A 24758-nucleotide genomic window follows, 5' to 3' on the forward strand; every position below is an offset into this window, starting at 1 on the left:
TTAGCCGTTGCCCTTGCCATTGTTGCCGTTCCCGTTGTTGCTCGGCGCCGGGGCCGGGGCCTGGGTGGCGGGCGCCTGGGTTGCAGGTGCTTGAGTGGCCTGCTGGCCGTTCTGAGCCGGAGCCGAATTGGGCGTGGTCCCGTTGATCATGTTGCTCGGCGGCGCCGGGAACGGGTTGGTCCCGTAGCCCGGAGCGATCTTGGTCATGAAGTTCGAGAACATGGGGCCGGCGATCATGTAACCGTCGATGCCCTGGTAGAACTTTCCGTTGACGGTGATGTTCTGGCCCGAACGGCCCTGGTCACCCAACGGGTCGCCGAACCAGGCGGCAGTGGCCAGGCCGGTGGTGTGTCCAACTACCCAAGTGGAGCCGTTGTTGTTCGAGGTACCGGTCTTGGCGCCGATCGGGAAGCTGGTCTTGGTGGAAAGACGCGGCTGGATCAGCGAGCCCGAACCCCTGTTCATGACTTCCTGCAACGCGTAGTTCACGCCGCGGGCAACCTCGGGCTTGATGGCGTCGCGGCAGCTGCTGGACTGGGCCGGGAGCTGTTTACCGGTGGCGTCCGTGACCGACGTGATGGCAATGGGTTCGCAGTACTTGCCGTCGTTCGCGAACGTCGCGAAGGCGCTGGCCATGGTGAGCGGCGACGTCTGGGTGGAACCCAGCAGGTTGCCCAAGGTCATCATGTCCACCTTCGGGTGCGGATCCGTGCCGTCCGCCGACGGGAGGCCGCTGTGCAGTCCAACGGCATCGACGATCTTTTGGATGCCGCAGAAGTCCAACTGCGCCGCGGACGCGAAGGTCACGGTGTTGATGGAGTTGTAAAGGCCCTCAAGGACGGTCAGCGGCCGGTACCACTGCGGCTCGGCGTTTTGGAGGTCGTCCGCTGCGCCCAGGGACTTCTGCGCCGTGTTGTAGGCACCCGCGACCTTGCCGCAGGTGTTCTTCCAGGGGTAGTTCAGCGGGTAGACGCGCTGGGCTGCGTTGACCACGGTATTCATGGTTTTACCCTCGTTGAGCCACTCCGCGAAGGTGAACGGCTTCATGGTTGAACCTGGCTGGAACCCACCGATGCCGTTGAGGTCGTTCCCGTCCTTGTCCAACTTGTCCACGTTGAAATTCAACTGCGAGTTGAAGCCGCCCGCGCCGGCCAGAAACGAGGTGTTCTGGGCCATGGAGACGATCTTTCCGGTGCCGGGCTGTACCGAGACCATGGACGCGCCCCATTTATCCGGGTTGGCGCCGGCCGCGGCGTCGGCCTGCTCCTGGGCGGTGGCCTGGGCTTTGGGGTCCAGGGTGGTGGTGATGGTCAGGCCGCCGCCGTAGATGAGCCGCTGGCGGTCCTTGACGTCTGCACCGTAGGCCGGGTTGTTCTCCAGCAGGTGCAGGATGTAGTCGCAGAAGTACGGAGCGGTGGCCGCGTAGGCGCATCCTTGCTTGGGCTGGGTGACCTTCGGTTCAACCGGGGTGGCCACCGCTGCCTGGTATTCGTCCGCGGTGATCTTGCCCTGGTCCTTCATCAGGCCCAGCACCAGGTCCCGGCGCTGCTTGGACTTCTCCGGATTGGTGATGGGGTCGAACATGGACGGGCTGTTCACCAGGCCCGCCAGGAGTGCCGCCTGCGGGAGGGTCAGGTCCTTGGCGGTGGTGCTGAAGAAGTACCGGGAGGCGGCCTCGATGCCGTATGCGTCCCGGTTGAAGAACACGATGTTCAGGTAGCCCTCAAGGATCTGGTCCTTGGTGAACTCCTTCTCCAGGGCGATGGAGAGCTTCATTTCCCGGAGCTTGTCGCCAACGCCCTTGTTGACGCCGTTGAGCTTGATCTGGTCTTCTTCGCCGGCAGCGGCGAGGTTTGCATTGAGTACGTTGTTGACGTACTGCTGCGTGATGGTGGACGCACCCTGCTTGTTGCCGCGGGCGGTGGCGACCAGCGCGCGAAGGATGCCGGTGGTGTCCACGCCGCCATGCTCGTAGAAGCGGCTGTCCTCCACGGCAATGATGGCGTTCTTCATGTTCGGCGAAATCTGGTCCAGCGGAACCTTGGTGCGGTTCTCCGTATAGACGCTGGCGATCTCGCTGCCGTCGGCGGCCAGGATGCGGGTGGTCTGGCTGGGCGGGTCAACCTTCAGTTCCGCAGGGAGGGAGTCGAAGAAGTTGATGGAACCGCTTGCCGCGCTGCCCGAGACGGCAGCGGCGGGAACCAGAAGGCCCGCCACCAGGACACCGCAAATCGCGCTCACACCGAGGAAAAGAAGGATCTTACCCAGTGTGGTGGCAGTGTCGAATAAGGGGTTGTTGCGAGTCGCCATGTTTTCCACTTTACCGGCAAGGGCTACGCTTTCTCTCATGACCAAATGGGAGTACGCGACGATTCCGCTCATTATTCACGCCACCAAGCAGATCCTGGACCAGTGGGGGGAGGACGGCTGGGAGCTTGTCCAAGTGGTTCCCGGACCCGACGGCAACGGGCTTGTCGCCTACCTCAAGAGGGAGAAGCAGTAGCATGAGCACCCCCGCAGAAGCCGGTTCCGGCGCCGCAACGGCGCCGGCATCCGCCGTCGAGCAGCGCCTCGCGGAACTTGGCATCACGCTCCCGGAGGTCGCCGCTCCCGTGGCGTCCTACGTCCCCGCCATCGTCTCCGGCAACCACGTGTACACCTCCGGCCAGCTGCCGTTCATTAACGGCAAGCTCGAAGCTGCCGGCAAGGTGTCCGCCGGCACCGAAGGGTTCGCCGACGAGCCCACGGTGTCCCCCGAAGACGCCCAGAAGTATGCCGCCGTATGTGCCGTGAACGCCCTGGCCGCGGTCAAGAGCGTCATCGGCGACCTGGACCGCATCACCCGCATCGTTAAGGTGGTCGGATTCGTCTCCTCCGACCCGTCGTTCACGGGCCAGCCCGCCGTTATCAACGGCGCCTCTGAGCTGCTGGGCCGTGTCCTTGGCGACGCCGGGCAGCACGCACGTTCCGCCGTCGGCGTTGCCGTTCTTCCGCTCGACTCTCCCGTTGAAGTCGAACTGATCGCCGAATTCAGCTAGGACCGGTCACTTCCCTTGCCTCACCTCGCACGACGCCTTTTTGCACTTCCCCAGGACCTTGAAGGGGCGGCTCAAAGCTGGCTCGAACACGGCGAACGGACTCCCCGGGCCGCGCGCTACGCCTCTTCCGTGGTCCTCCTGCGTGATTCCCCCACCGGCCTGGAGACCTGGCTGGGTTACCGGCCCGGCTCCTCGCCGCTGGGCGTCCTCGCCTTCCCCGGCGGTTCCCTGGACCCGGCCGACGACGACGCCATGGGCTGGCTTGGCCCCTCGCCGCAGCATTGGGCCGAGCAGATGGGAACGGCCGACGTCGGGCTGGCGCGGCGCCACGTGGTGGGCGCCATCCGGGAACTCTTCGAGGAGACCGGCATCCTGCTGGCCGGTCCGGACATGTCCAACACCGTGGAGGCCACATCCTCGTCCGAGTGGATGCGTGCCCGCATCGCGGTCGCGGACCAGGAGAAGACGCTGGCCCAGGTCCTGGGCAAGCGTGGCCTCTCGCTGCGTACGGACCTGCTCAAATCGCTGGTCAACTGGCGCAGCCCGGATTTTGCGCACCGCCGGTTCGATACCCGCTACTTTGCCGCCACCGTCCCGTTGGGCCAGGAACCCTCGCTGCTTGAGGGCAAGGGCGTCTGGGGCAGGTGGGTCAACGCGGCCCAGGTGGTGCAGGAAAGGAATACCACCGCACTCGGCGACGACGCCGGCCAGGAGAACACCGTGGGCCGGCCCTTGGGCGAGCTGCTGGTCCCCGGCTCGGAGATCATGATCGAAAAGATGGCGGCCGCCAACGGCTGCATCGCCTACCTGAGCTACAAGCGCAAACCCCACGTGTACCAGCCGGTCCTGGTGGAGGAAGACGGCAAGCTGATGCTTGAGGTCGAGGCCGCCAAGACCGTGGCAGGGGACCACCAGCGCGAACGCTGACGCCAGGCGGTTGAGCCTGTCGAAGCCTGGGACTCGGCCGGTATTGTTTCCGGGCACGAAAAAGGCCGCCCCTCGGGGCGGCCTTTTTCGTGTGTCCTAGCGGGAGCGCTGGCGGAGGCGCTGCATGTCCAGGATGACCACGGCGCGGGCCTCGAGGCGGAGCCAGCCGCGCTGGACGAACTCGGCGAGGGCCTTGTTGACGGTTTCGCGGGACGCGCCCACCAGCTGGGCCAGTTCCTCCTGGGTCAGCTCGTGTGCCACCAGGACGCCATCGGTCGCCGGCCGGCCGAAGCGGTCTGCCAGGTCCAGCAGGGCCTTGGCCACGCGGCCCGGGACGTCCGAGAAGACGAGGTCGGACAGGGAGTCGTTGGTGCGGCGGAGGCGGCGGGCCAGGGCCTGCAGCAGCTGGGCGGAAACCTCGGGGCGGGTCCGGAGCAGCGTGTTCAGGCTCTCGTTCTTGAGCCCGGCCAGCCGGGTTTCCGATACCGCGGTGGCGGTGGCGGTGCGGGGGCTCGGGTCGAAGAGGGCCATCTCGCCGAAGAGTTCGCCCGGGCCGAGGATGGCGAGGAGGGATTCCCGGCCGTCCGGGGACGTGCGGCCGAGTTTCACCTTGCCGGAGACAATGAAGTAGAGCTGGTCACCCTGGTCTCCCTCGCGGAACACGGATGCGCCGCGGGAAAGGTCCACCTCGGTGAGCTCGTCCGTCAGCAGACGGAATGCGTCGTCGTCGAGCGTGGCGAAAAGGGGTGCTCGGCGCAGTACCTCGATGTCCATGAAATCTCCTGAGTAAAAGTATCGGCTGTGGCGCTTGAGCCATTGTTTCAGAATTTTCAAGGTTCTGTGACGAACTTGGCAGCCGAAACGCCCGTGAACAACCGGATCCGGGTCAATGGGAGGGCGTTGAAGCCCACAGAAGTTTGTCAGTGTCCGCCACTAGAATGGGGGTTCAACTGTTTAATAAGGAGCCTTTGTGGTCGGCTTGACTGTCCTGGACCTCGTCCTGATCCTGGCGCTGCTGTCATACCTGGTTTACGGCCTCCGCAATGGTTTCCTGGTCACGGTCGGCGGCCTGGCCGGTTTCGCGGCCGGCGCCATCGCGGCGTTCTTTGCCGTCCCCCTGGTCAGCACCTTCGTTCCGGACTCCGGATGGAGGCTGACCGCCATCATTGCTGCCGCCGTCGTCCTCATGGCCCTGGGCCACGGGCTGGGCACCATGGTGGGCCGGCAAATCCGCGGGGCCATGCGGATCCGGCCGCTGCGTGCCGTGGACCGGCTCGTGGGCGGGGCCCTGAACCTGGTGGTGTCCGCGCTGGTGATGTCCATGCTGGCCTTCAGCGTCAGCTCCCTGGGCGTGCCGGTCGTGTCACAGCAATTGGCTGAATCCAAGGTGATCCGGTTCATCGACGGGCTCACGCCCACCCCGGTCAAGGCCACCATGGCGGAGCTGCGGTCCACGGTGATCGGCAACGGGATCCCCACGTTGTTCGAAGGGCTGGACCAAGGCCAGCCGGTCCAGGTGCCCAACGCCAGCACCAACACTCCGGCCTTGAACAAGGCAGCCCAGTCGGTCCTGAGGATCGCCGGGACGGCGTACGAATGCGGCCAGAACCAGACCGGCACCGGGTTCGTGGTGTCCCAGGGCCGCGTGGTCACCAACGCGCACGTTGTGGCGGGCGTGTCGCAGCCCGTCGTGGAGATGCCCGACGGCGGCGCGATGCCGGGGCGCGTGGTCTACTTCGACACCAAGCGGGACCTGGCAGTCCTGGCGGTGGACAACCTTCCGTCCCAGCCGCTGCCGCTGAGCCGCGACCTGCCCGGCGGCAGCCAGGCCGCCTTCGCCGGGTACCCCCACGGCGGCCCGTTCCAGTCCAAGCCGGCCACGGTGCAGGACATCGCCACCGTGCTGGTGCCGGACATTTACGGAAACAACCCGTCGCCGGAAGACATCTACCGCCTGGCGGGGGACGTGCAGCCGGGGAACTCGGGCGGCCCGCTGCTGACCACCGACGGCCAGGTGGCCGGCGTGATCTTTGCCAAGGCAACCTCGGACGCAGAAGTGGGATTCGCCATCACCATGAGCGACCTGAACCCCGTGGCCCAGCAGGCGCCCACCCTGTCCGCGCCCGTTTCCTCCGGGCAGTGCATCCAGAAGTAGGGCTGCCGGAAGCTTGGGCGTCTAGAACCAGGGCTGCCGGCTACAGGACCTCGGCCAGGTAGTCGATGGCGAGTTTGTAGCCGAATACGCCGGCGCCTACGATCACCGCGGCGCATACCGGGGACAGGTACGAGTGGTGCCGGAACTCCTCCCGCTGGTGCACGTTGGTGATGTGCACCTCGACGGCGGGCAGCTGCACGGCAGCCAGGGCGTCACGGAGCGCCACGGACGTGTGCGTGAAGGCGCCGGCATTGAGGACAATTCCTGCGGCGGCGCCCCGGGCCGCGTGGATGGCATCCAGCAGGACACCCTCATGGTTGGACTGCACGCACTCCACCGCGAAGCCGTGCTTGGCGGCGGCGGAGGCTGCCAACTGCTCCACGTCCGCGAGGGTTGAGGTGCCGTACTTCTCCGGCTCACGGGTGCCCAGCAGGTTCAGGTTGGGGCCGTTGATAACGAGGATGGTGCCGCGGCCGGCTTCGACGGTGGAGGAGGCTTCAGTCATGCCTGCAAATCTATCGGCTGCTGCTGCCCGCCGCGCATTCTTACGTTGGAAGCGGCGGCGGGCAGCGGGCCCATAGCAGCCGCTAGAGGGCCGTGACCTTGAACAGCAACGCGTGCTCCGGGTTCAACATGGGCATGGGCAGCCCCACTTCGGCGAGGAACCGTCCGTTGGCAACCGCGCCGCCTGCAAGCCAGGCCGGGGGCTGGACCTGGGTGAAGGTGTGGGCGTAGTCGGCGTCCACCGGTGCAGGGAAGACGGCCTCCACCCGGTAGCTGCGCTCCCCGTCCAAACCGGGAACGCCCATCCTGCCGGGGGTCTCGGACGCCGAGGTGCGCATGCCCACGACGGCGAACAGCGCCGCCGTCGCGCCTTCAACGGGTGCGGGAGCCACCACGCCGTACAACTGGAACGCGTCATCGGCGAGGTCTGCGTGGACCGGCAGCCCGCTGTGGATCAGGTCCCGGTGTTCCTTGTACAGCCCCACCAGGCGCCGCAACTCTTCCCGCTCCTTGCCCTGGACGCCCCGGACATCCCATTCCATCCCAAAGTGGCCGAACAAGGCAGTAATGGCCCGGAACGAGAGATCGTGGGTCCGGGCGGTGGTGTGCGAGGTGGTGGGCCCGATGTGGCTGCCCACCAGCTCGGGCGGGACCACCAGGCCGGTCCAGCGCTGGATGGCCTGCCGCTCCAGCGCGTCATTGCAGTCCGAGGCCCAGATACGGTCGGTCCGCTCCAGGATGCCCAGGTCCACGCGGGCGCCACCGGACGAGCAACTCTCGATTTCGACGCCGGGATGGGCCTTGCGGAGTTCATCGAACAGCCTGTACGCAGCAAGGGTCTGCTCGTGGACGGAGGGCCGGCCCGCATGGCCGTGTTCCACGAGGTCGCGGTTCTGGTCCCATTTCAGGTAGCTGATGTTGTTGCCGGACAGGAGCGCGGAGATCCGGTCGAACACGTAGTGCCAGGCCTCCGGGTTCACCAGGTCGATGACGTGCTGGTTGCGCCACTCCAGGGGCAGCCGGCCGCCGTCCTTGTGCGCCGCGGCGGAAGGACCCACGATCCAGTCCGGATGTGCACGGGCAACGTCCGAATCCAAGTTGACCATCTCCGGCTCCACCCACAGGCCGAACTCCATGCCACGGGAGGTGACGGCGTCGATCAGCGGGGCCAGGCCGTCCGGCCACACCGTCTCGTCGACGTACCAGTCGCCCAGCCCGGCGTGGTCGTCGCGGCGCCCGCGGAACCAGCCGTCGTCGAGCACGAAGCGCTCCACGCCAAGGTCCGCCGCGGAATCAGCCAGCTCGACCAGCGTGTCCAGGTTGTGGTCGAAATACACTGCCTCCCAGGTGTTCAGCACCACCGGGCGCGGCTTTCCGGCCGGCAGCCCTGTGGAGGCGGCCGGCAGCACATGGTGCGGCCGGGAACGGAACCAGCTATAGAACGCCTCGCTGATGCCGTCCAGGCCGTGGGCGGAGTAGGCGGCGAACAGGGTCGGCGTGGTGTACCCGGCGCCCGGTTCGAGGATGACCTCGGCCGGCCCCAGCAGCTCCGAGCCGCCGATCACGGTCCGGCCATCGCCGATGGTGTCCGCGAACTGTTCGTGGTTGCCGCTCCAGGCCAGATGGGTCGCCCACACCTTGCCGTGCCGGTTGCCGAAGCCCTCGGTGCCTGCGGCGAAGATCAGTGACGAGTCGTGCCCGGTGCGGCCGTGCCGGCCGGTCCGGACCCAGGTGCCCTGCTGGATGCGCTGCCGTTGCGGGTGGCGTTCCCGGCACCAGCGGCCGGTGAGGTCCAGGAGTTCGACGGCGTCGGGGGCCACCGGGAGGACGGTTGCCAGCTCGTCCACCTGGAACGGGGTGGTGCCGTCATTGGTGACGGTGTGGCGCAGTTCCAGCAGGCCGCCGTCGTGCAGCGTGAGGGAGGTGGAGACGCTGATGCCGGCGTCGGCGTCGGCCTGGCCGATCGTGGCGGTGCAGCCCTCGGCGTTGACGGACGTGACGCGGAGGCGGGTGGAAAAGTCGAAGCCGGAGCCGTCGCCGGTGATGCGGTGCCCGCGCAGGGCGGGGCGGCCGCGCCACGAGGAGGACGCCTGGGGGAGCAGGGCGGACGGTACGCGCGCGTCGACCGAAGAGGGCCCGATGGGTCCGGCCAGGAAGCCCAGGTCCGGCAGCTCCGCGCCCAGGTCCGCGCCCCAATGGATGACCTCGGCCTCCCCGCTGTTGAAGCTGATCAGCAGGCTGGTGCCGGCGGAACGGAGGTACAGGGGATCCATAGGAGGTCTCTTTCAGTGTTCAGCGTTGCGTCTTAAGTTACGCACAGGAGGGAAATCCGGAAAGGGGTGGCCGGGCGCCGCCGCTGCGAGGAGGAGGACGGCGGCGCCCGGGCCGGTGGCTGCGACCACATACGCAGCCACGTTGGAGGGGTTACTTGAACAGGGCGTTGACCTGGTCGTTGGCCTGGGTGAGGGAGCTGGCCTTGGCCTTGCCGGATACCACGGCGTCCATGGCCGGCTTCATGATGCCGTCAACCTTGGCGGCGTTGTCCGCGATCGGGTAGAGGAACGTGGTGCCGTCCTTGACCTGCTGGCTGAACGGGGTCACGTCAACGCCCTTGGCCTTGAACGCTTCCACTGCCTTGTCGGCGGAGGTCTTGATGGCGGGGAAGACAACGGCCTTGGCAGCCACCACGTCCTGGCAGGCTGCGGAGCCCAGGTATTCCACCCACTTGATGGCGGCCTCCGGCTTCTTGGTGCCGGCGTAGATGGAGTCCGCCAGGCCGTTGTACATGCTGGCGCGCTTGCCGTCGACACCCTTGGGCGTCGGGGCGATGCCCACCTTGACGTCCTTGTAGCCGGTGTACTGGCCGATCATCCACGAACCGTTGGCATTGATGACGGACTTGCCGGCGGCAAAGGTGTCCGCCATGCTGGCGCCCACCGTGGTTTCAAGTTTCGGCATGTAGCCCTTGTCCACCAGCCCGGCGAACCAGTCGATGCTTTCCTGGAACTTGGGGTCGTCGTAGTTGAAGTGCTTGCCCCACGGGTTCTTGTCCGTGTGCGTCCAGCCGGTGGTTCCGGTCAGGTAGCTCCACTCGGTCTGGCCCTGGCCCGAGCCGGAGCCGTTGAGCCCGAGCCCGTAGACGGCCACGTTGTTCTTGTCGAAGCCGGCTTCGTCGCCGCGCTTGCCGTTCTTGTCCACGGTCAGGTGGGCGATCGTCTTTTCGTACGTGCCGCCGTCCTGGGGGTTCCAGCTCAGGTTGGCCATCTGTTCGGGGGTGACGCCGGCGTCGGCCGCGAGCTTGGTGTTGTAGAACAGGGCGATGGTGTCCCAGTCCTTGGGCAGGCCGTACCGCTTGCCGTCCTGGCCAACCCAGAGGTCCGCGAGCCCGGAGTTGTAGATGCCGGTATCGATGTTGTCCTTCTTGACGGCGTCATCAAGGGCGAGCAGTTGCTTGTTCTTGATGAATTCCGGGTACTTGCCCAGGTGGTCGGTGAAGACGTCCGGGGCGGTGCCCGCCACGAAGCCGTTGGTGAGGGTGCCCCAGTAGTCGTCCCAGCCGCGCTGGGTGACCTTGACGGTGATGTCCGGGTTGGCCTTATGGAAGTCGTCGGCGCACTGCTTGTACGCCGGGAGCTGGTTGGCATCCCACAGCCAGTAGTTGATTTCGCCCTTGCCGGCCTCGGCGGATCCGCCGCCTCCGCAGGCCGACAGTGCCAGGACAGCGGCTGCCGCTGCGGCGAGGGAGGTGAGTGCTTTCTTTTTCATGGGTGTTCCTTTCACAGTGCTTCCGGGCAGGCCGCCATGGCCCGGCGCCGGGGATGGGACGGGTGGGTTACGCGGGAAGGGGACTTACTTGATGCCGGAGAAGCCGATGGAGTTGACGATTTTCTTGCCGAACGCAGCGAACAGGATCAGGACCGGCAGGGCGGAGACAAGGGTGGCGGCCATCAGCCCGGACCAGTCCGGCGCGCCCTGCGGCGACTGTGATTTGAAGACGCCCAGGCCCACCGTGAGGACGCGGACGGATTCGTCCTGGCCCACCAGCAGCGGCCAGAAGTACTCGTTCCACTGGCCGATGAAGGTGAGCAGGGCAAGCGTGGCGATGGGGGCTGCGGCGTTGGGCAGGATGATCTGGAAGAAGATCCGAAGGTGCTTGGCGCCGTCGAGCATGGCCGCTTCCTCCACCTCGCGGGACATATTCAGGAAGAACTGCCGCAAGAAGAAGATGGCGAACGGGGTCATGAAGACGTACGGGAGTACCAGGCCCGCCAGGGTGTTGAGCAGGCCCAGGTTCTTGATGAGCAGGAAGTTGGGCAGTGCAGTGAAGATGGGCGGCACCATCATGGTGGCCAGGAAGAGGCTGAACACCAGGTTCCGTCCCCGCCACCGCAGCCGGGCGAACGCGTAGGCGGCCATGGCGCTGAAGAACACGGCCCCGGTAGTAGTGATGGAGGCGAAGAGCACGGAGTTGCGGAGGTAGCTCCAGAAGTCGATCTGGGCGCCGGATCCGCCTTCGGCGACAGCTTCCTCGGGCGATTGCAGGCCGAAGACCCGTTTGAAGGCGCCCAGGTTGAAGTCGGCCGGGAGCAGGTTGGTGGCGTTGCCGGCAAGGGATCCGTTGGTGGACAGCGCCGTCCGCAGGATCCAGTAGAACGGGAGGATTGAGACGGCGACTGCGAGGGCAACGAGGGCCCAGGCGGCGGCGCGGCGCCAGTTGAACGGACGACGGCGGGCGGCGGGCCGGGCAGGGGCGGAAACTTTTGCGGTGGTCATGAAAGTGTCCTTAGTCCAGGTCTGATTCGTTGCCCTTGAGGAACTTCATCTGGATGAAGGCCACCAGGGCGAGGATGACGAAGAGGATGACTGCCAGGGCGGAGCCGTATCCGAAGTCCGATTCCGTGAAGGCCTTTTGGTAGATGTAGAACTGCAGCACCCGGCTGGCGTTGACCGGGCCGCCCATGGTGGTCACGGCCACGGTGTCGAAGACCTGGAAGGAGCCGATGACGGTGACGATCAGGACCAGGACCAGGACGGGACGCAGCAGCGGCACCGTGATTTTGCGGAACGTCTGCCACGGGGAGGCGCCATCCAGGTTGGCCACCTCGTAGACATGGTGGGGGATGGACTGCAGGCCGGCGAAGAGCAGCAGCGCTGTGTAGCCCATGTGCCGCCATGTGTTGATGAGCGCCTGGGTGGGGACGGCCCATTCCTCGCTGCCGAAAAACGCCACTTTGGGCAGGCCGATGGATTCGATGAAGTAGTTGACGATGCCGATCTGGTAGTCCAGGAGCCAGAACCACAGGAGGGCGGCGATCACGTTGGCCATCAGGTACGGCAGCAGGAGTGCGCCGCGGATCCAGGTTGACTTGGCCACCCGGTGCATCAGCAGGGCCAGTCCCAGGGCCAGTGCGGTCTGCAGGACGATGTTGATCAGGACGTACTGCGAGGTGACCGCCAGGGCGTTCCAGAACAGGGGATCTTTGGCGATTGCCTCGTAGTTGGCGGTGCCGATCCACGTGGGGTCCCCGAGGATGCTGTATTCGGTGAAGCTGAGGTAGATGCCGCGAAGCGTCGGCACCAGGTAAAAGACGAGAAATCCGATCATGGCGGGAGCGATGAAGAACAGCGCGATCTTCAGGTCACTTTGTCCCCGGCGCTTCAGCGGCCGGTGCACTGCGTGCTCTGCCGGGCTGGCGTTCCTGGTAAGGGTGGTCATCATCGACCCTTTCCTGATTGTGATGGAAGTAACAGGCTGCGAGACAATCTACACGAGTAGATATGAGGGTGGCAAGAGGTTAATTTCCGCCTAAATTCATGGAGTTTTGTCCGATTTACGGATATTGACTCGAGTAGAAAGTGATGTAAGACTCAGGTACCTCCCTGATGAAAGGCATGACAATGACGTTCTCGATCGGCATCGTGGGCGCGGGCCAGTTCGGCTCCCAGTTCGCGCACCTGTTCAACCTGCACCCCGGTGTCCACGCCGTCTACGTGGCCGATGAGCGCCCGGAACGTGCGGCCGAGGCCGTCGAACGGTACAACCTGGCGGGGCAGGAAGCGGACTTCGACGCCGTGCTGGCCTCCGACGTCGACGCCGTTGCCATCTTCACCCAGCGCTGGACCCACGGCCCCCTGGTGGAACGGGCGCTCCGCGCCGGCAAGCACGTCTACTCAGCCGTTCCCATGGCAGTCTCGGAAGCGGAAATCGCCCGCATCATCGACGCCGTCCGGGAAACCGGAAACGTCTACATGATGGGTGAAACCAGCTACTACAACCCCGCCACTGTCTATGCCCGCGAGCAGCACGCTGCCGGCAAATTCGGCAGGGTCTTCTACTCCGAGGGCGACTACGTCCACGACATGGACCTGGGGTTCTACGACGCCTACCAGTACAGCGGCGGCGACCGGTGGAAAGAAACCGCCAGCTACCCGCCCATGCTCTACCCCACGCACGCGATCGGCGGCGTACTCGGAGCCCTTCCGGCACATGCTGTCAGCGTCAGCTGCGTCGGGGTCAGGGACCAGCGGAACGACGGCGTCTTCGACAAGGACGTCAGCATGTTCGGCAACGACCTTTCCAACGCCACCGCGCTCTTCGAACTGAACGACGGCGGCGCCATGCGCACCAACGAAATGCGCCGGGTGGGCTACCCCTCCCACATCCGCGAATCCAGGTTCCGGTTCTTCGGCACCGAGGCCAGCTTCGAACAGCTCGCCAAGGTCACCGTGTGGCAGGACAAACAAGACGTCCACGACATCTCCGAACAGATGGAAACCCGGCCCAGCATTCCGCTGGACGATCCGTCGCTGGCCAACGTCGCCCCCGAACTCCGGGACGCCTTCGTGTCGGGACTCGCCCCGGTGCACGACGCAACACGGCTGCCCGCGGAGTTCCACGGCGCACCCAACGGGCATGAGGGCAGCCACCATTTCCTGGTGGACGACTTCGTCACCGCGGTGAACAACCGCTCGCTGCCGCCCGTTAATGCCTGGGTTGCCGCCCGGTTCACGCTTCCCGGGATCGTGGCCCACGAATCGGCACGGCAAAACGGCGCGCGGCTGCCCATCCGTGACTTCGGCGACGCGCCCGCCACCTGGTAGCTAGCATGTACTCCATGACCACTTCGGCTGTGCCGTCCCCGCGCGGGCCGGTGACGCGCAAGGATGTTGCCCGGTTCGCGGGCGTCAGCACCGCCGTCGTCAGCTACGTGGTCAACGGAGGTCCCAAGAAGGTGGCCCCCGCCACCGAAGCCAAAGTCCAGGACGCCATCCGCGTCCTCGGCTACCGGCCCAATGCCGCTGCCAGGGCGCTCAAGCTGGGGTCCAGCGAGACGCTGGGGCTCATTGTCCCGGATATCGCCAACCCCTTCTTCTCGTTGTTCTCCCACGCGGTGGAGGACGCGGCCGCCGCCCTTGGCTATGCCCTGGTCCTGAGCAACTCGGACGGGAACCTGGCCAAGGAGCGGCGGAACGTCCGCAACCTCGCCGCCCGGCAGGTGGACGGGGTGCTGCTCGCCAGCGTCCTCTTCGAACCGGACCTTGAAGTCCTGGAGACCGCGGACATCCCGGCGGTGCTGTTGAACCAGGAGCGCGATGCGCCCGGGTTCAACAGCGTCGGCGTGGATCTGGCAACAGGAGCCAGGATCGCGGTGGAACACCTTATCGGCCATGGGCACACCAATATCGGGCTGGCGATGGGCACCAACGTCTCCGGCTCCACCGACGGCCGCGAACTGGGCTGGCGCGAGGCGCTCCAGGAGGCAGGCCTGCCGGAAGGCCCCATCGCCTACAGCGCCTTCACCAGGCCGGGTGGGTATACCGCCGGGCAGCGGCTGCTGGCATCGGTGAACCGGCCCACCGCCATCTTTGCCACGTCCGACATGCAGGGCATCGGACTCCTCCGCGCCATCCACGAGGCGGGCCTCTCGGTTCCGGGCGACATCGCCATCGCGTCCTTTGACGGATCGGCGGACTCGGAATACTCCTGGCCGCCGCTGACCACCGTGGAGCAGCCGGTGGTGGCCATGGCCGAAGCCGCCGTCGGGGCGCTGCTGGAAGCCGGCCGCGGCGGGAAACCGCGGCACCGGATCTTCCCCACTACGCTGCGCATCCGCCAGTCCTGCGGCTGCCCGTAGGAGCTAGGCCGGCGCAGCGATCCGCAGCCGGCTGACGCTCTCCTGCAGGATCCGGCGGGCGTCCGCGCTGAGGCCGGCATCACTGATGACCTCGTCAGCTTCCTCCAGCGCGGCGATGGTGCTCATGCCCTGCGTACCCCACTTGGTGTGGTCCGCCACCACCACCAGCTTCCGGGACGCCGCCACGAAGGCCCGGTCGGTCTCCGCCTCCAGGAGGTTGGGAGTGGTGAATCCTGCTTCCGGATCCATGCCGTGCACGCCCAGGAACAGCAAGTCCAGATGCAGCTGTTTCAGTGCCGCGGTGGCAATCGGCCCCACCAGGGCGTCCGACGGCGTGCGCTCGCCCCCGATCAGGATCACGGTTGAACCGTAGCGGGCAGCCCCGGAAGCCGCCCCGTGGTGGAACAGGTCCGCAATGCGCACGGAGTTGGTCACCACCGTGATCCGTGGCCCCTTGGCCAGTTCCTGGGCCAGCGCCCAGGTGGTGGTGCCGGCGCTGAGGCCCACCGCCATGCCCTCATGCACCATCCGCGCCGCCTCGGCCGCAATGGCGCGCTTCTCGGCCGGCAGCTGGGTCGACTTCAGTTCAAAGCCGGGCTCATGGGTGGTTGCACCGCCGGGGAGCTTGGCACCGCCGTGGATCCGCTCCACCCGGCCGCCCTCCTCCAGCAGCTCGATGTCCCGCCGGACCGTCATGAGCGAGACACCCAGCTGGTGGGCGAGGTCTGACACACGGACCACCCGCTCCCGCTGGACGGCGTCCACGATGGCCTGGTGACGTGCTGCGGGAAGCATGGAGTTCCTTTCGGGCGGCTAAGGGAGCGGTGTCCCGTTCACGTTCCATCTTTGCCTACCCCTTGCTGGAACCAAGAGTCAGCCCCGCCACAAACTGCCGCTGCAGGAGCAGGTAGATGATCAGGGTGGGGATGACGGTGATGACCGCACCAGCCGCCAGGAGGTTGTAGTTGTTCAGGAACTGGCCCTGGAGGTTGTTGATGGCGGTGGTGATGGGGAGGCGGTTGCCGCTTTGGATGAAGAGCAGGGGCCAGAAGTAGTCGTTGTAGATGAAGATGACTTCCAGCGTGCCCAGGGCGGCGAACGCCGGCCGGCACAGGGGCAGAATGATTTCCCTGTACTGCCGCCAGATGCCCGCCCCGTCCACCAGCGCCGCTTCGGTCAGGTCTGCGGACAGCGCCTTCATGTAGTTGGACAGCACGAACGTGCAGAACCCCATCTGGAAGGCCGTGTCCACGGCGATCACGATGATGTAGGTGTTGAGCATGTTCCCGGAATCGCTGAACGAGTAGGGCACCGTAAGGTGCTTGGCCATCTCGAACAGGGGCGCGGCGAGGACCTGCGGGGGAAGGAGGTTGCCTGCGGTGAACATGATCAGCAGGGTGATGTTGAACTTCCAGCTGACCCGGCTCACGGCGAAGGCCATAAGCGAGGCGAGGAACAGGGTGAGCAGTACGGCCGGGACCGTGATGATCACCGAATTCCAGAAGTAGGTGGAAAACCCGCCCTGCGTCCAGGCCTGGATGAAATTGTCGAAGTTGAACGCGCCGGCCAGGCTGAAGTACCCATACTGGTTGGTGGAGGCCACCGGCCTGAGCGCGGTGAAGACGGACCAGCCAAGCGGGACCAGCCACATGATGGCCATGATGGTCAGGAAGATGTGGGTCCCGTAGTGCCGCTTGGGGCGGCTCCCTGACCGGGTTCCGGCATCTGCGGGAACCGGCCGGGGCCGGGCTGCAACATTGCTCATGCTCTGTTCTCCTTGCCAAAGGTGCGGCTGAGGTAGAAAACGATGGGGACAAGGGAAATCACCAGCAGGACCACGGCCAGCGCGGAGCCCACGCCGATCACCTGGCCTTCGCCCACGAGGTTCTGGATGACCAGCGCGCTGAGCATTTCCAGGCCGTTGGTGCCGCGGTTGATCACGTACACCACGTCGAAGGCGCGGAGGGACTCGATGATGGTGATGACCACGATGACGATGTTGATCGGCCGCATGGCCGGGAAGACCACGCGGAAGAAGGTTTGCGTGGCGGAGGCGCCGTCGATGGCTGCCGCTTCCTTCAGGCTGGGGTCCACGCCCTTGAGGCCGGCCAGGTAGAGCAGCATGACGTAGCCGGCATGGCGCCAGGTTGCGGCGATCATGGCGGCCCAGATGTTGACGGACGAATCGCCGAACCAGTCCACAGCCTGCGGCGTCCCCGCCGTTCCCAGGATGAAGTTCAGCAGGCCGTTGTCACGCTGGTAGAACAGTTGCCAGATGATGCCGATCAGGGCGAGGGACAGCATGACCGGGGCGAAGAAGATGCTCTGGTAGATCTTGCTGCCGCGGATGTTCTGGTCCAGGAGTACGGCCAGCAGCAGGCCCAGCGGGGTGGCGATGAGGGCCAGGAACAGCAACCACAGCATGTTGTGCTGCACCGCGGGCCAGAACGGCGGGTAGTCCTGTGTGATGAACTGGTAGTTGTCGGTGCCGGCCGGGCGGAGGTCGGCCAGGTCCAGGCCGTTCCAGCGGGTGAAGCTCAGCCCGACGGACATCAGCATGGGCAGCCAGACCAGCATCAGTTCAATCAGGGTGGGAATCCCCACCATCAGGGCCAGGACCAGCTTGTCCCGGCTGGACAGGCGGCGTACCCGGCCGCGCCCGGGCCGCCGCTTCGTGGGCGCTCCGATCGGGTCCCTGGACTCCGGCGGAATCAATTCTTGTGCGGTGCTGCTCATGGGATTCTTCCCCTTGCTTGGTCCGGATGCAGGAGGGGGAACGACGACGGCGCACGCCAAGCGCCGCCGTCGCCGTTCCGTGGGCGGAACTACTGCGCTGCGTACAGCGTCTTGGCCTGGGCCTCAAGGTTTTTGACGTCCATGGTGCCGTCCTTGATGAACGTCTGCAGGGCCGGAATCATCACGTTGTTGGCCATGGCCGGCAGCGCATCGCGGTCAAAGAACTGGCTGATGTTCTTCGCACCCGCAATGGTGTCGGCACATTTCTTGTTCAGGGGCGTGAACGATGAGGTGTCCGCGCCCTTGGCGGTGGCGATGTTTGACGAGTCCACCTTGGCGTACGCATTCTGCGCCTCCGGTGTGCCGAGGAACGCAAGGAAGTCGCGGGCTGCCTTGTTGTCCCCGCCCTTCTTGGACAACAGCAGTCCGTCGATGGGGGCTTCGACAGAGTCCCTGCCTTCCATGGCGATCTCGGGGAAAGCGAAGAAATCGATGTCGGCCAGGACCGTGGGGTCGGTGAACTGCTGGGTGACGAAGGAACCAAGCAGGTACATCCCGGTTTTCTTCTCCCCCAGGGCCTTTGCGGCGTCCTGCCAGGTCTGGCCCAGGGCTCCCGGGTCCTGGAACGGCAGGAGTGCCTTCCAGGTGTCAAAGACGTCGCTGACTTTCTTCTGGTCCCAGGACTCCTTGTGGGCGCAGAGGTCCACGTGGAACTGGTACCCGTTGAGCCGCATGTTGATGTAGTCGAACGTGCCCATGGCCGGCCAGCCGTCCTTGTCGGCAAAGCCGATGGGAATCAACCCGTCAGCCTTCATTTTCGTGGCCAGCGCCTTGAGGTCATCGAACGTTGCCGGTACCTGGTAGCCCTTTTCGGTCCAGAGGCTCTTCCGGTAGAAGAACCCCCACGGGTAGTTGTAATTCGGAACGAAGTACATCTTCCCGTCAGGGCCGGTGGACGCCTTTTTCAAGGCGTCCGAATAGTTGGCACCGACGGTCTGCCAGACATCGTCGATAGGTGCCAGCAGTCCCTTGCCCGCGTAGTACTGCATCCGGTAACCGGCGAACCAGGTGAATGCATCGTCGGGGGAGCCCTGCAGGTAGGAGTTGATCTTGTTCTGGAAATCGTTGTGGGGAACCACGTTGGTGGTGACCGTCTTGCCGGTCTTGGCGGTGAAAGCGTCCGTCACGGCCTGGTAGGCGCGCTTGGGCACGTCGTCCGAGGACCCGGAGCCGAAAGTGAGGCCGGAGGATTCCGACCCCGTTGCCGACGGTGCGCTCCCGCCGGTGCAGGCGGCGAGGAACGGGATGCCGGCCAGGCCAACCGCTCCTACGCCGACCGTCTTGAGGATGGTCCGCCTGCTCGGAAATGCGGTGGCGGACGCATCAAACTGTGAAGCCATGTTCTCTCCCTTGAAAAATAGCCGCGTGTGAGGCACCTCACATACGCTGACTATAACCTCGCAAAAGCGAACATGGAAGAACGGTAAATAACATTTTGCGCGTTGATTTTTTTGAATCGTCACAAATGCGGACGGCCCCGCCTTCCCCGTGATGGCGGGGGAAATGGGGCCGTCCGATGGTTCCCGGCTCGATGCTAAGCCAGTGTTACTTTCTGAGCGACTGCGCGATCTGCTGCATGATCGTGGGGTCGGAAAGCGTGGTGGCGTCACCCGGGTCGCGGCCTTCCGCAACGTCCTTGAGGAGGCGCCGCATAATCTTCCCGGATCGGGTCTTGGGCAGCTCGGGGACCACCAGGATGTTCTTTGGTTTGGCGATCGGGCCGATTTCCTTGCCCACATGGTTGCGCAGTTCCTGGACGGTGGCATCGCCGTTGTTCACGGCATCGCCGCGGAGGATGACGAACGCGACGACGGCCTGGCCGGTGGTCTCGTCCGAGGCGCCCACGACGGCGGCCTCCGCCACGGCGGGATGGGACACCAGGGCGGACTCGATCTCCGTGGTGGAGAGCCGGTGCCCGGAGACGTTCATGACGTCGTCCACCCGGCCCAGGAGCCAGATGTCCCCGTCCTCATCCTTCTTGGCCCCGTCCCCGGCGAAGTACATGTTTTCAAACCGGGACCAGTACGTGTCCTTGAACCGCTCGGGGTCCCCCCAGATGCCACGCAGCATGGATGGCCAGGGTTCGCGGATTACCAGGAAGCCGCCGTGGCCGTCGGGAACGGACTGGCCCATCTCGTCCACCACGTCCACGGCAATGCCGGGCAGCGGGACCTGGGCCGAGCCGGGCTTGGTGGCGGTGACACCCGGCAGCGGAGCGATCATCTGGGCGCCGGTCTCTGTCTGCCACCAAGTGTCCACAATCGGCGCCTTGTCCCCGCCGATCACCTTGCGGTACCACATCCAGGCCTCGGGGTTGATCGACTCGCCCACCGAGCCCAGGACGCGGATCGAGGACAGATCGTACTTGCCCGGGATCTCGGCGCCCCACTTCATGAAGGTGCGGATGGCGGTAGGGGCGGTGTAGAGGATGGAGACCTTGTACTTTTCCACGATCTCCCACCATCGGCCCTGGTGCGGGGAGTCCGGGGTGCCCTCGTAGATGACCTGGGTGGCGCCGTTGATGAGCGGGGCGTAGGCAACATACGAGTGGCCGGTGATCCAGCCGACGTCGGCCGTGCACCAGTAGACGTCCGTTTTGGGGTGCAGGTCGAACACGGCCTTGTGCGTGTATGCGCCCTGGGTGAGGTACCCGCCGGTGGTGTGCAGGATCCCCTTGGGCTTCCCTGTGGTCCCTGAGGTGTACAGGATGAACAGCGGGTGCTCGGAATCGTGGCCCACCGCGGTGTGTTCCGCGGACGCGGCGCCCACCGTATCCGCCCACCAGTGGTCCCGTCCCTCGTGCCAGTCCACGTCCTGGCCGTTGCGCTTGACCACCACCACGTTCTGCACGGTGTGGCCGTCGTGGGCCAGGGCATCGTCGACGGCCGGCTTCAGCGGGCTGGGCTTGCCGCGCCGGTAGGTGCCGTCAGCGGTCACCACCAGCTTGGCCTCGGCGTCGTCGATCCGGGAACGGAGCGCCTCGGCCGAGAAACCGCCGAACACCACCGAATGCACCGCGCCGATCCGGGCACATGCCAGCAGCGTGATCACGGCCTCCGGGATCATCGGCAGGTACACCGCCACCCGGTCACCCTTGGCAACGCCCAAGGACTCGAAGGCGTTGGCCGCCTTCTTCACCTCTTCGGTCAGCTCCGCATAGGTGTACGCGCGGGTGTCGCCGGGTTCACCCTCGAAATGGATGGCCACCCGGTCACCGTTGCCGGCCTCCACGTGCCGGTCCAGCGCGTTGTACGCGGCGTTGATTTCGCCGCCAACGAACCATTTCGCGAACGGCGGATCAGACCAGTCCAGCGCCTGCGTGAAGTCCTTGGACCAGGTCAGCAGCTCCCGGGCCTTCTTCGCCCAAAACGCCGGCCGGTCCGCGTTGGCATCGTCGTACTCGGCTGCCGTGGCGACGGCACCGGCTGCAAACTCGGCGCTGGGAGGGAAGGCCCGGGTCTCGTGCAGCAGGTTCGCGAAAGCGTCACCCTGCTGGCCGGACTGGGCTGCGGCCGGGGCGGAATCCGACGGAACCGTGGCCGTGGAGCTGGGGGTGTCCTGGGACATATGAACCTCATCATTCATCGATCGTCGCCGCGGGATGCCGTCACCGCAGGGCCCGCCGTTGGCGCGGCACTGGGCTCCAGCCGGGACGGACATACCGCAAAGAGCTGTTCCGCAACCAAGCCTAATGCTTGCCGCGGACCCAATGTGCCCGCCGTCACAGATGCGCCAGCGAACGGCATTTGTTAAGCGGTGAATGGTGTGCAGGCCACTCCGGCGGCCCTGTGCCAGCTAGTGATCAGCTTGGCTGTTGACTAGGCTGAGATGGAATTGTGACTTCACTTCGGACCGCTCCGGCCAGGCATGGACCGTGCCGGGCCGGAGCCGGACCGCATGTCAAGACGGCACAGTTTTCGGGTCCGCACGGGCCCGGTGCCGCCACGCTAAGGAGAGCAGAATGAACCAGCAGAGCTTCGGCCAGCGAACGGCCCCGCACACCCAAGCGGGACCCGGCGGCTCCGGGTCAGCCGGGGGACCAGGCAACCAAAACCCTGCCGGCAGCACCGCTGCAGCTCAGAAGGCGGCCGCGGGGAAGATTGACCCGAACGCCAACCAGGCAGTGCTCGGTCCGTTCACGGTACGCGACCTTGCAGTTTTCGCCGGCACCCTGATCCTTTTCGTCGCATCCCTGCTGCCACTGTTCGGCGCCCGCTACAACCTGTGGAACCTCAACAACCTGTTCTTCCTGGGGCTGGGCATCATCCTGCCGCTGATCGCCAGCGCGCTGTTCGCTGCACGCCGCCTGGTGCCGGGCACTAAAATCCGGGTGGGGTCGCTGTCTATCGACCAGTTCGCCTCGGTAGTGGCCTCCTTCGCCGTCGCCTTTTTCTTCCTGTCGGTTGCCGGCGCCTATGCCACCAGCCTGCTGGTGGGCCTGATCGGCTCCCTCGTCCTGTTCGCCGCCACGGTCCTCGGCCGCTTCATCCCCTACCTCGCCGGTGATTTCAAAGGCCGGGCCGATGAACCGGCCCATATCGTGGCGCGCGAAGCCGCTGTGCCGGTGCGGAAGCCCCGCGCCCCCAAGCCAGCAAAGCCGGAGTCCGGCTCCGCCCAGTCCAAGACCGGGTTCGGACTCAAGGGTGCAGGCGTTTTTGGCAGCGGAGGCGCCGGGTCATCCGCGATCCAGCCGGGAGGCGCCAGCCACGAACCTGCCGGCAGCGGGCAGCCGCCCGCCACGGCCGCCGTGCCCGCCTCGGCTGCTGCAGCGCCTGCCCCTGCTCCTTCCGGCTCGGCACCTGCTCCTTCCGCGCCGGCATCCTCCACTCCGGTGTCCACCGCACCGGAGGTCTTGGACCGTACCCGCGAGGTGGATGCCGGGCCGCCCACCCAGGCAGCCGACGTCGTCCGTCCTGCTGCGACGCCCGCGGCGGAGGAAACCCAGGCAGCCGACGTCGTCCGTCCCGCAGCGACGCCCGCGGCGGAGGAAACGCGCGCAGCCGCTGCTCCGGCGGCGGGTGCCCCGCAGCCGGCCTGGGAGCCACCGGCCGCCACCGCGGTGCACCAGCAGGTCCGGCCCGAAGAGCCCATCGGCGCAACCGTGGACCCCACTGCCCGCCACGACGAGGCGGACGCACAGCCTGCCCACGAGGCCTTCTGGTTTGCCGTGGCGCAGCACCGCACCGCCTTTGATCCCCGGACCGGGGCGCCTGCCTTCGTCATCGAACCCGGCGGGTGGGTGCTGGCACTGGAAGACCGGGGACACGAGTTCCTGGTCCAGCACACTGACGGCCGGCTGGGCATCCTGCGCGACCTCAGCAACATCGAGCGCGGCTGACGCCCATGGCCGGGCTCCGTGCGGCCATGCCCGGCGGGAACGACCCCGCCGGGCAAACCGCGAACAAAGACCAGGTTCCCGGCATGCCCGTGGTCCCGGCAGAATCCTTGCTGGCACTGAAACGGCGGGCGCGGCGCATCCACAAGGCGCTGGCGGAAAAATACCCCTACGCCCACGCGGAGCTCGATTTCCGCAACCCCTTCGAACTGCTCGTGGCAACCGTGCTGTCCGCCCAGACCACGGACGTCACCGTCAACCAGGTCACCAAAGTGCTGTTCGCGCGCTGGCCTGACGCCCGTTCCCTGGCGGAAGCGGATCCGGTGGAGCTGGAAACCATCCTTAAGCCCACCGGATTCTTCCGGGCCAAAGCCAAGAACGTCCTTGCGCTGTGCACGCGCCTTGTGGACGACTTCGACGGCGAGGTTCCGGGCCGGATGAAGGACCTGGTCACGTTGCCCGGCGTCGGACGCAAGACGGCCAACGTAGTCCTGGGCAACGCCTTCGGCGTCCCGGGCATCTCTGTGGACACCCACTTCGCCCGCCTCACCAAAAGGTTCGGCTGGACGCAGTCCGAGGATCCCGTACAGATCGAACAGGACGTGGCCAGGCTCTTCGAGCGCAAGGACTGGACCATGCTGTCCCACCGGGTCATCTTCCACGGCCGGCGCGTATGCCACGCCCGCAAGCCGGCCTGCGGTGCCTGCCCCGTGGCCAACTGGTGCCCCTCCTATGGCATGGGAGAGACGGACCCGGCGAAGGCGGCCAAGCTCCTGAAATATGAGTTGGCGCCCGGCAGCGAAGCCCTGCTGGAGCAGTACCTGTCAGAGCAGCACCGGGCCGCCGAGATCCGGATGGCGTCCCAGGTGAGGACCCCGTGAGCGCGCGCGAAGACCTCGCCAGGCTGGTCCGGCAGGCCGAATCGGGAACCGCCGGCCCCCCGGACCCGCGCTGGGCGGCGCTGACCGTGGATGTAGAGCGCGCCCGCAGGGCCGCCGTCCTCATGCTTTTCGGCGTGCTCGACGACGTCCCCGCGGCGTCCGGCAAGCCGTTGGCCGCGGCCGACCTGGACGTCCTTCTCCTGGAACGGGCCCATACCCTGGGGTCCCACCCGGGGCAGGTGGCGTTCCCCGGCGGCAGCATCGACCGGGACGAGACACCCGTGGCGGCTGCGCTGAGGGAGGCCGAGGAGGAAACCGGTCTGGACTCGGCCGGCGTGGAGGTCCTGGGCACCCTCCAGGAGTTGGGCCTGGCGCACAGCAACTTCCTGGTGACGCCGGTCCTCGCCTGGTGGCATGCTCCGTCACCGGTCCGGGTGGTGGACTACGGTGAATCAGCCCAAGTGTTCCGCGTCCCGGTCCGGGACCTGCTGGACCCCGACAACCGGGTGATGGCCACCGTCCACCGGGCGGGCCGCACGTTCGACAGCCCGGCCTTCACCGTCAACGGCGTGCTGGTATGGGGGTTCACCGGCATTGTGCTCAGCGGGCTGTTCGACCAGCTCGGCTGGTCCGTCCCGTGGGACCGGAACCGGCTGCACCCGGTGGCGGTTTAGGCGTCAGGCCTGCCGGCGCAAGTCCACGACAATGCCCGTGGCGGCATTCTCCCGCATTGCCTTGATGCCGTCCCGCAGCATCGTCAGGGATGGAAAAGTCGGAGAAACCGCGACGATATTCCCTTCGGCGTCTGTAAGCCGCAGCCGGTAGGACTCGTCCCCAACACGGTGTATTTCAAATCTTCCCGCCATGGACGGGGACCTCCCTGGTATGCGTCGTTGCATCAGTGACCGGATCTGCTTCAGCCATTTTGACTGTAACCGCCGTCACCGCACCCGTCGAGCTACCGCCCGGTAGGTTACTTTGCGTCTC

General features: G+C 66.1%; 22 protein-coding genes. 9 read left to right on the plus strand and 13 right to left on the minus strand.

The genetic code is table 11. The annotated features are described in order from the left end of the window. The gene (locus AC4EEO_RS02250) at window positions 1–2310 is read right to left on the minus strand and encodes a transglycosylase domain-containing protein (protein WP_491339775.1); all 2310 of its coding nucleotides are present in this window, start codon (window positions 2308–2310) and stop codon (window positions 1–3) included. Window positions 2311–2347: 37 nt separating this feature from the next. Between AC4EEO_RS02250 and sp36 the strand changes: the two genes are divergently transcribed. Genes sp36 through AC4EEO_RS02265 form a run of 3 tightly spaced genes read left to right on the plus strand, consistent with a single transcriptional unit; the run spans window position 2348 to window position 3965 of the window. Beyond that, window positions 2348–2503, plus strand: a complete 156-nt coding sequence (gene sp36 / locus AC4EEO_RS02255) for a Sp36 family protein (protein ID WP_009359196.1) — start codon at window positions 2348–2350, stop codon at window positions 2501–2503. A gap of 1 nt (window position 2504) precedes the next feature. Then, on the plus strand, window positions 2505–3038 hold the full coding sequence (locus AC4EEO_RS02260; protein ID WP_491339776.1) for a RidA family protein: 534 nt from the start codon (window positions 2505–2507) through the stop codon (window positions 3036–3038). 15 nt (window positions 3039–3053) lie between these two features. Further along, window positions 3054–3965: an NUDIX hydrolase gene (locus AC4EEO_RS02265; protein ID WP_491339777.1), complete on the plus strand. Its 912-nt coding sequence runs from the start codon at window positions 3054–3056 to the stop codon at window positions 3963–3965. A gap of 96 nt (window positions 3966–4061) precedes the next feature. Here AC4EEO_RS02265 and AC4EEO_RS02270 read toward each other — a convergent pair whose 3' ends face one another. Then, window positions 4062–4739 (minus strand): Crp/Fnr family transcriptional regulator, encoded by a 678-nt coding sequence (locus AC4EEO_RS02270; RefSeq protein WP_013602309.1) that lies wholly within the window; start codon window positions 4737–4739, stop codon window positions 4062–4064. A 196-nt stretch (window positions 4740–4935) separates the two neighbouring features. On the opposite strand from AC4EEO_RS02270, the gene AC4EEO_RS02275 reads away from it, so the two are divergent. Continuing rightward, window positions 4936–6120, plus strand: coding sequence for a MarP family serine protease (locus tag AC4EEO_RS02275; protein ID WP_491339778.1), 1185 nt, complete (start codon window positions 4936–4938; stop codon window positions 6118–6120). 40 nt (window positions 6121–6160) lie between these two features. Here AC4EEO_RS02275 and aroQ read toward each other — a convergent pair whose 3' ends face one another. From aroQ to AC4EEO_RS02300, 5 genes are all read right to left on the minus strand, one after another. Next, window positions 6161–6625 carry a type II 3-dehydroquinate dehydratase gene (gene aroQ / locus AC4EEO_RS02280; protein WP_018761856.1) on the minus strand — a complete coding sequence of 155 codons (465 nt, stop codon included), beginning with the start codon at window positions 6623–6625 and terminating at the stop codon, window positions 6161–6163. 82 nt (window positions 6626–6707) lie between these two features. Next, a complete protein-coding gene (locus AC4EEO_RS02285) occupies window positions 6708–8897 on the minus strand; it encodes an alpha-galactosidase (protein ID WP_491339779.1) in 2190 nt (729 codons plus the stop codon). A 151-nt stretch (window positions 8898–9048) separates the two neighbouring features. After that, on the minus strand, window positions 9049–10389 hold the full coding sequence (locus AC4EEO_RS02290) for an ABC transporter substrate-binding protein (protein ID WP_133830627.1): 1341 nt from the start codon (window positions 10387–10389) through the stop codon (window positions 9049–9051). Between the two features lie 84 nt (window positions 10390–10473). Next, window positions 10474–11397, minus strand: coding sequence for a carbohydrate ABC transporter permease (locus tag AC4EEO_RS02295; protein WP_491339780.1), 924 nt, complete (start codon window positions 11395–11397; stop codon window positions 10474–10476). Window positions 11398–11407: 10 nt separating this feature from the next. Then, window positions 11408–12340: a carbohydrate ABC transporter permease gene (locus AC4EEO_RS02300; protein ID WP_491340384.1), complete on the minus strand. Its 933-nt coding sequence runs from the start codon at window positions 12338–12340 to the stop codon at window positions 11408–11410. Between the two features lie 182 nt (window positions 12341–12522). Here AC4EEO_RS02300 and AC4EEO_RS02305 point away from each other — a divergent pair, with 182 nt between their 5' ends. Continuing rightward, window positions 12523–13725, plus strand: coding sequence for a Gfo/Idh/MocA family protein (locus AC4EEO_RS02305; RefSeq protein ID WP_491340385.1), 1203 nt, complete (start codon window positions 12523–12525; stop codon window positions 13723–13725). A gap of 5 nt (window positions 13726–13730) precedes the next feature. Continuing rightward, window positions 13731–14759, plus strand: coding sequence for a LacI family DNA-binding transcriptional regulator (locus AC4EEO_RS02310; RefSeq protein WP_491339781.1), 1029 nt, complete (start codon window positions 13731–13733; stop codon window positions 14757–14759). 3 nt (window positions 14760–14762) lie between these two features. Here the strand turns inward: AC4EEO_RS02310 and AC4EEO_RS02315 are convergent, their stop codons facing one another. The 5 genes from AC4EEO_RS02315 to acs form a co-directional block, all read right to left on the minus strand. Continuing rightward, window positions 14763–15554, minus strand: coding sequence for a DeoR/GlpR family DNA-binding transcription regulator (locus tag AC4EEO_RS02315; RefSeq protein WP_018761849.1), 792 nt, complete (start codon window positions 15552–15554; stop codon window positions 14763–14765). 55 nt (window positions 15555–15609) lie between these two features. Further along, window positions 15610–16524 carry a carbohydrate ABC transporter permease gene (locus AC4EEO_RS02320; protein WP_109045156.1) on the minus strand — a complete coding sequence of 305 codons (915 nt, stop codon included), beginning with the start codon at window positions 16522–16524 and terminating at the stop codon, window positions 15610–15612. Beyond that, on the minus strand, window positions 16521–17495 hold the full coding sequence (locus tag AC4EEO_RS02325; protein WP_133830624.1) for a carbohydrate ABC transporter permease: 975 nt from the start codon (window positions 17493–17495) through the stop codon (window positions 16521–16523). Before AC4EEO_RS02325 ends, AC4EEO_RS02320 begins: the two co-directional genes overlap by 4 nt. A gap of 89 nt (window positions 17496–17584) precedes the next feature. Beyond that, window positions 17585–18895 (minus strand): ABC transporter substrate-binding protein, encoded by a 1311-nt coding sequence (locus AC4EEO_RS02330; RefSeq protein WP_133830623.1) that lies wholly within the window; start codon window positions 18893–18895, stop codon window positions 17585–17587. 205 nt (window positions 18896–19100) lie between these two features. Further along, window positions 19101–21122 (minus strand): acetate--CoA ligase, encoded by a 2022-nt coding sequence (gene acs / locus AC4EEO_RS02335; RefSeq protein ID WP_491339782.1) that lies wholly within the window; start codon window positions 21120–21122, stop codon window positions 19101–19103. 394 nt (window positions 21123–21516) lie between these two features. Here acs and AC4EEO_RS02340 point away from each other — a divergent pair, with 394 nt between their 5' ends. From AC4EEO_RS02340 to AC4EEO_RS02350, 3 genes are all read left to right on the plus strand, one after another. Then, on the plus strand, window positions 21517–22893 hold the full coding sequence (locus AC4EEO_RS02340; RefSeq protein ID WP_133830622.1) for a hypothetical protein: 1377 nt from the start codon (window positions 21517–21519) through the stop codon (window positions 22891–22893). A gap of 83 nt (window positions 22894–22976) precedes the next feature. Continuing rightward, window positions 22977–23771 carry an endonuclease III gene (gene nth / locus AC4EEO_RS02345; RefSeq protein WP_491330860.1) on the plus strand — a complete coding sequence of 265 codons (795 nt, stop codon included), beginning with the start codon at window positions 22977–22979 and terminating at the stop codon, window positions 23769–23771. After that, entirely contained in the window at window positions 23768–24445 is a 678-nt protein-coding gene (locus tag AC4EEO_RS02350; protein ID WP_109045161.1) for an NUDIX hydrolase, read from the plus strand. The genes nth and AC4EEO_RS02350 overlap by 4 nt, the downstream gene beginning before the upstream one ends. 3 nt (window positions 24446–24448) lie before the next feature. Here the strand turns inward: AC4EEO_RS02350 and AC4EEO_RS02355 are convergent, their stop codons facing one another. Further along, window positions 24449–24670 carry a YegP family protein gene (locus AC4EEO_RS02355; protein ID WP_165838005.1) on the minus strand — a complete coding sequence of 74 codons (222 nt, stop codon included), beginning with the start codon at window positions 24668–24670 and terminating at the stop codon, window positions 24449–24451. Between the last annotated feature and the right edge of the window lie 88 nt (window positions 24671–24758).

It is taken from the genome of Pseudarthrobacter sp. MOO13 (assembly GCF_058267655.1).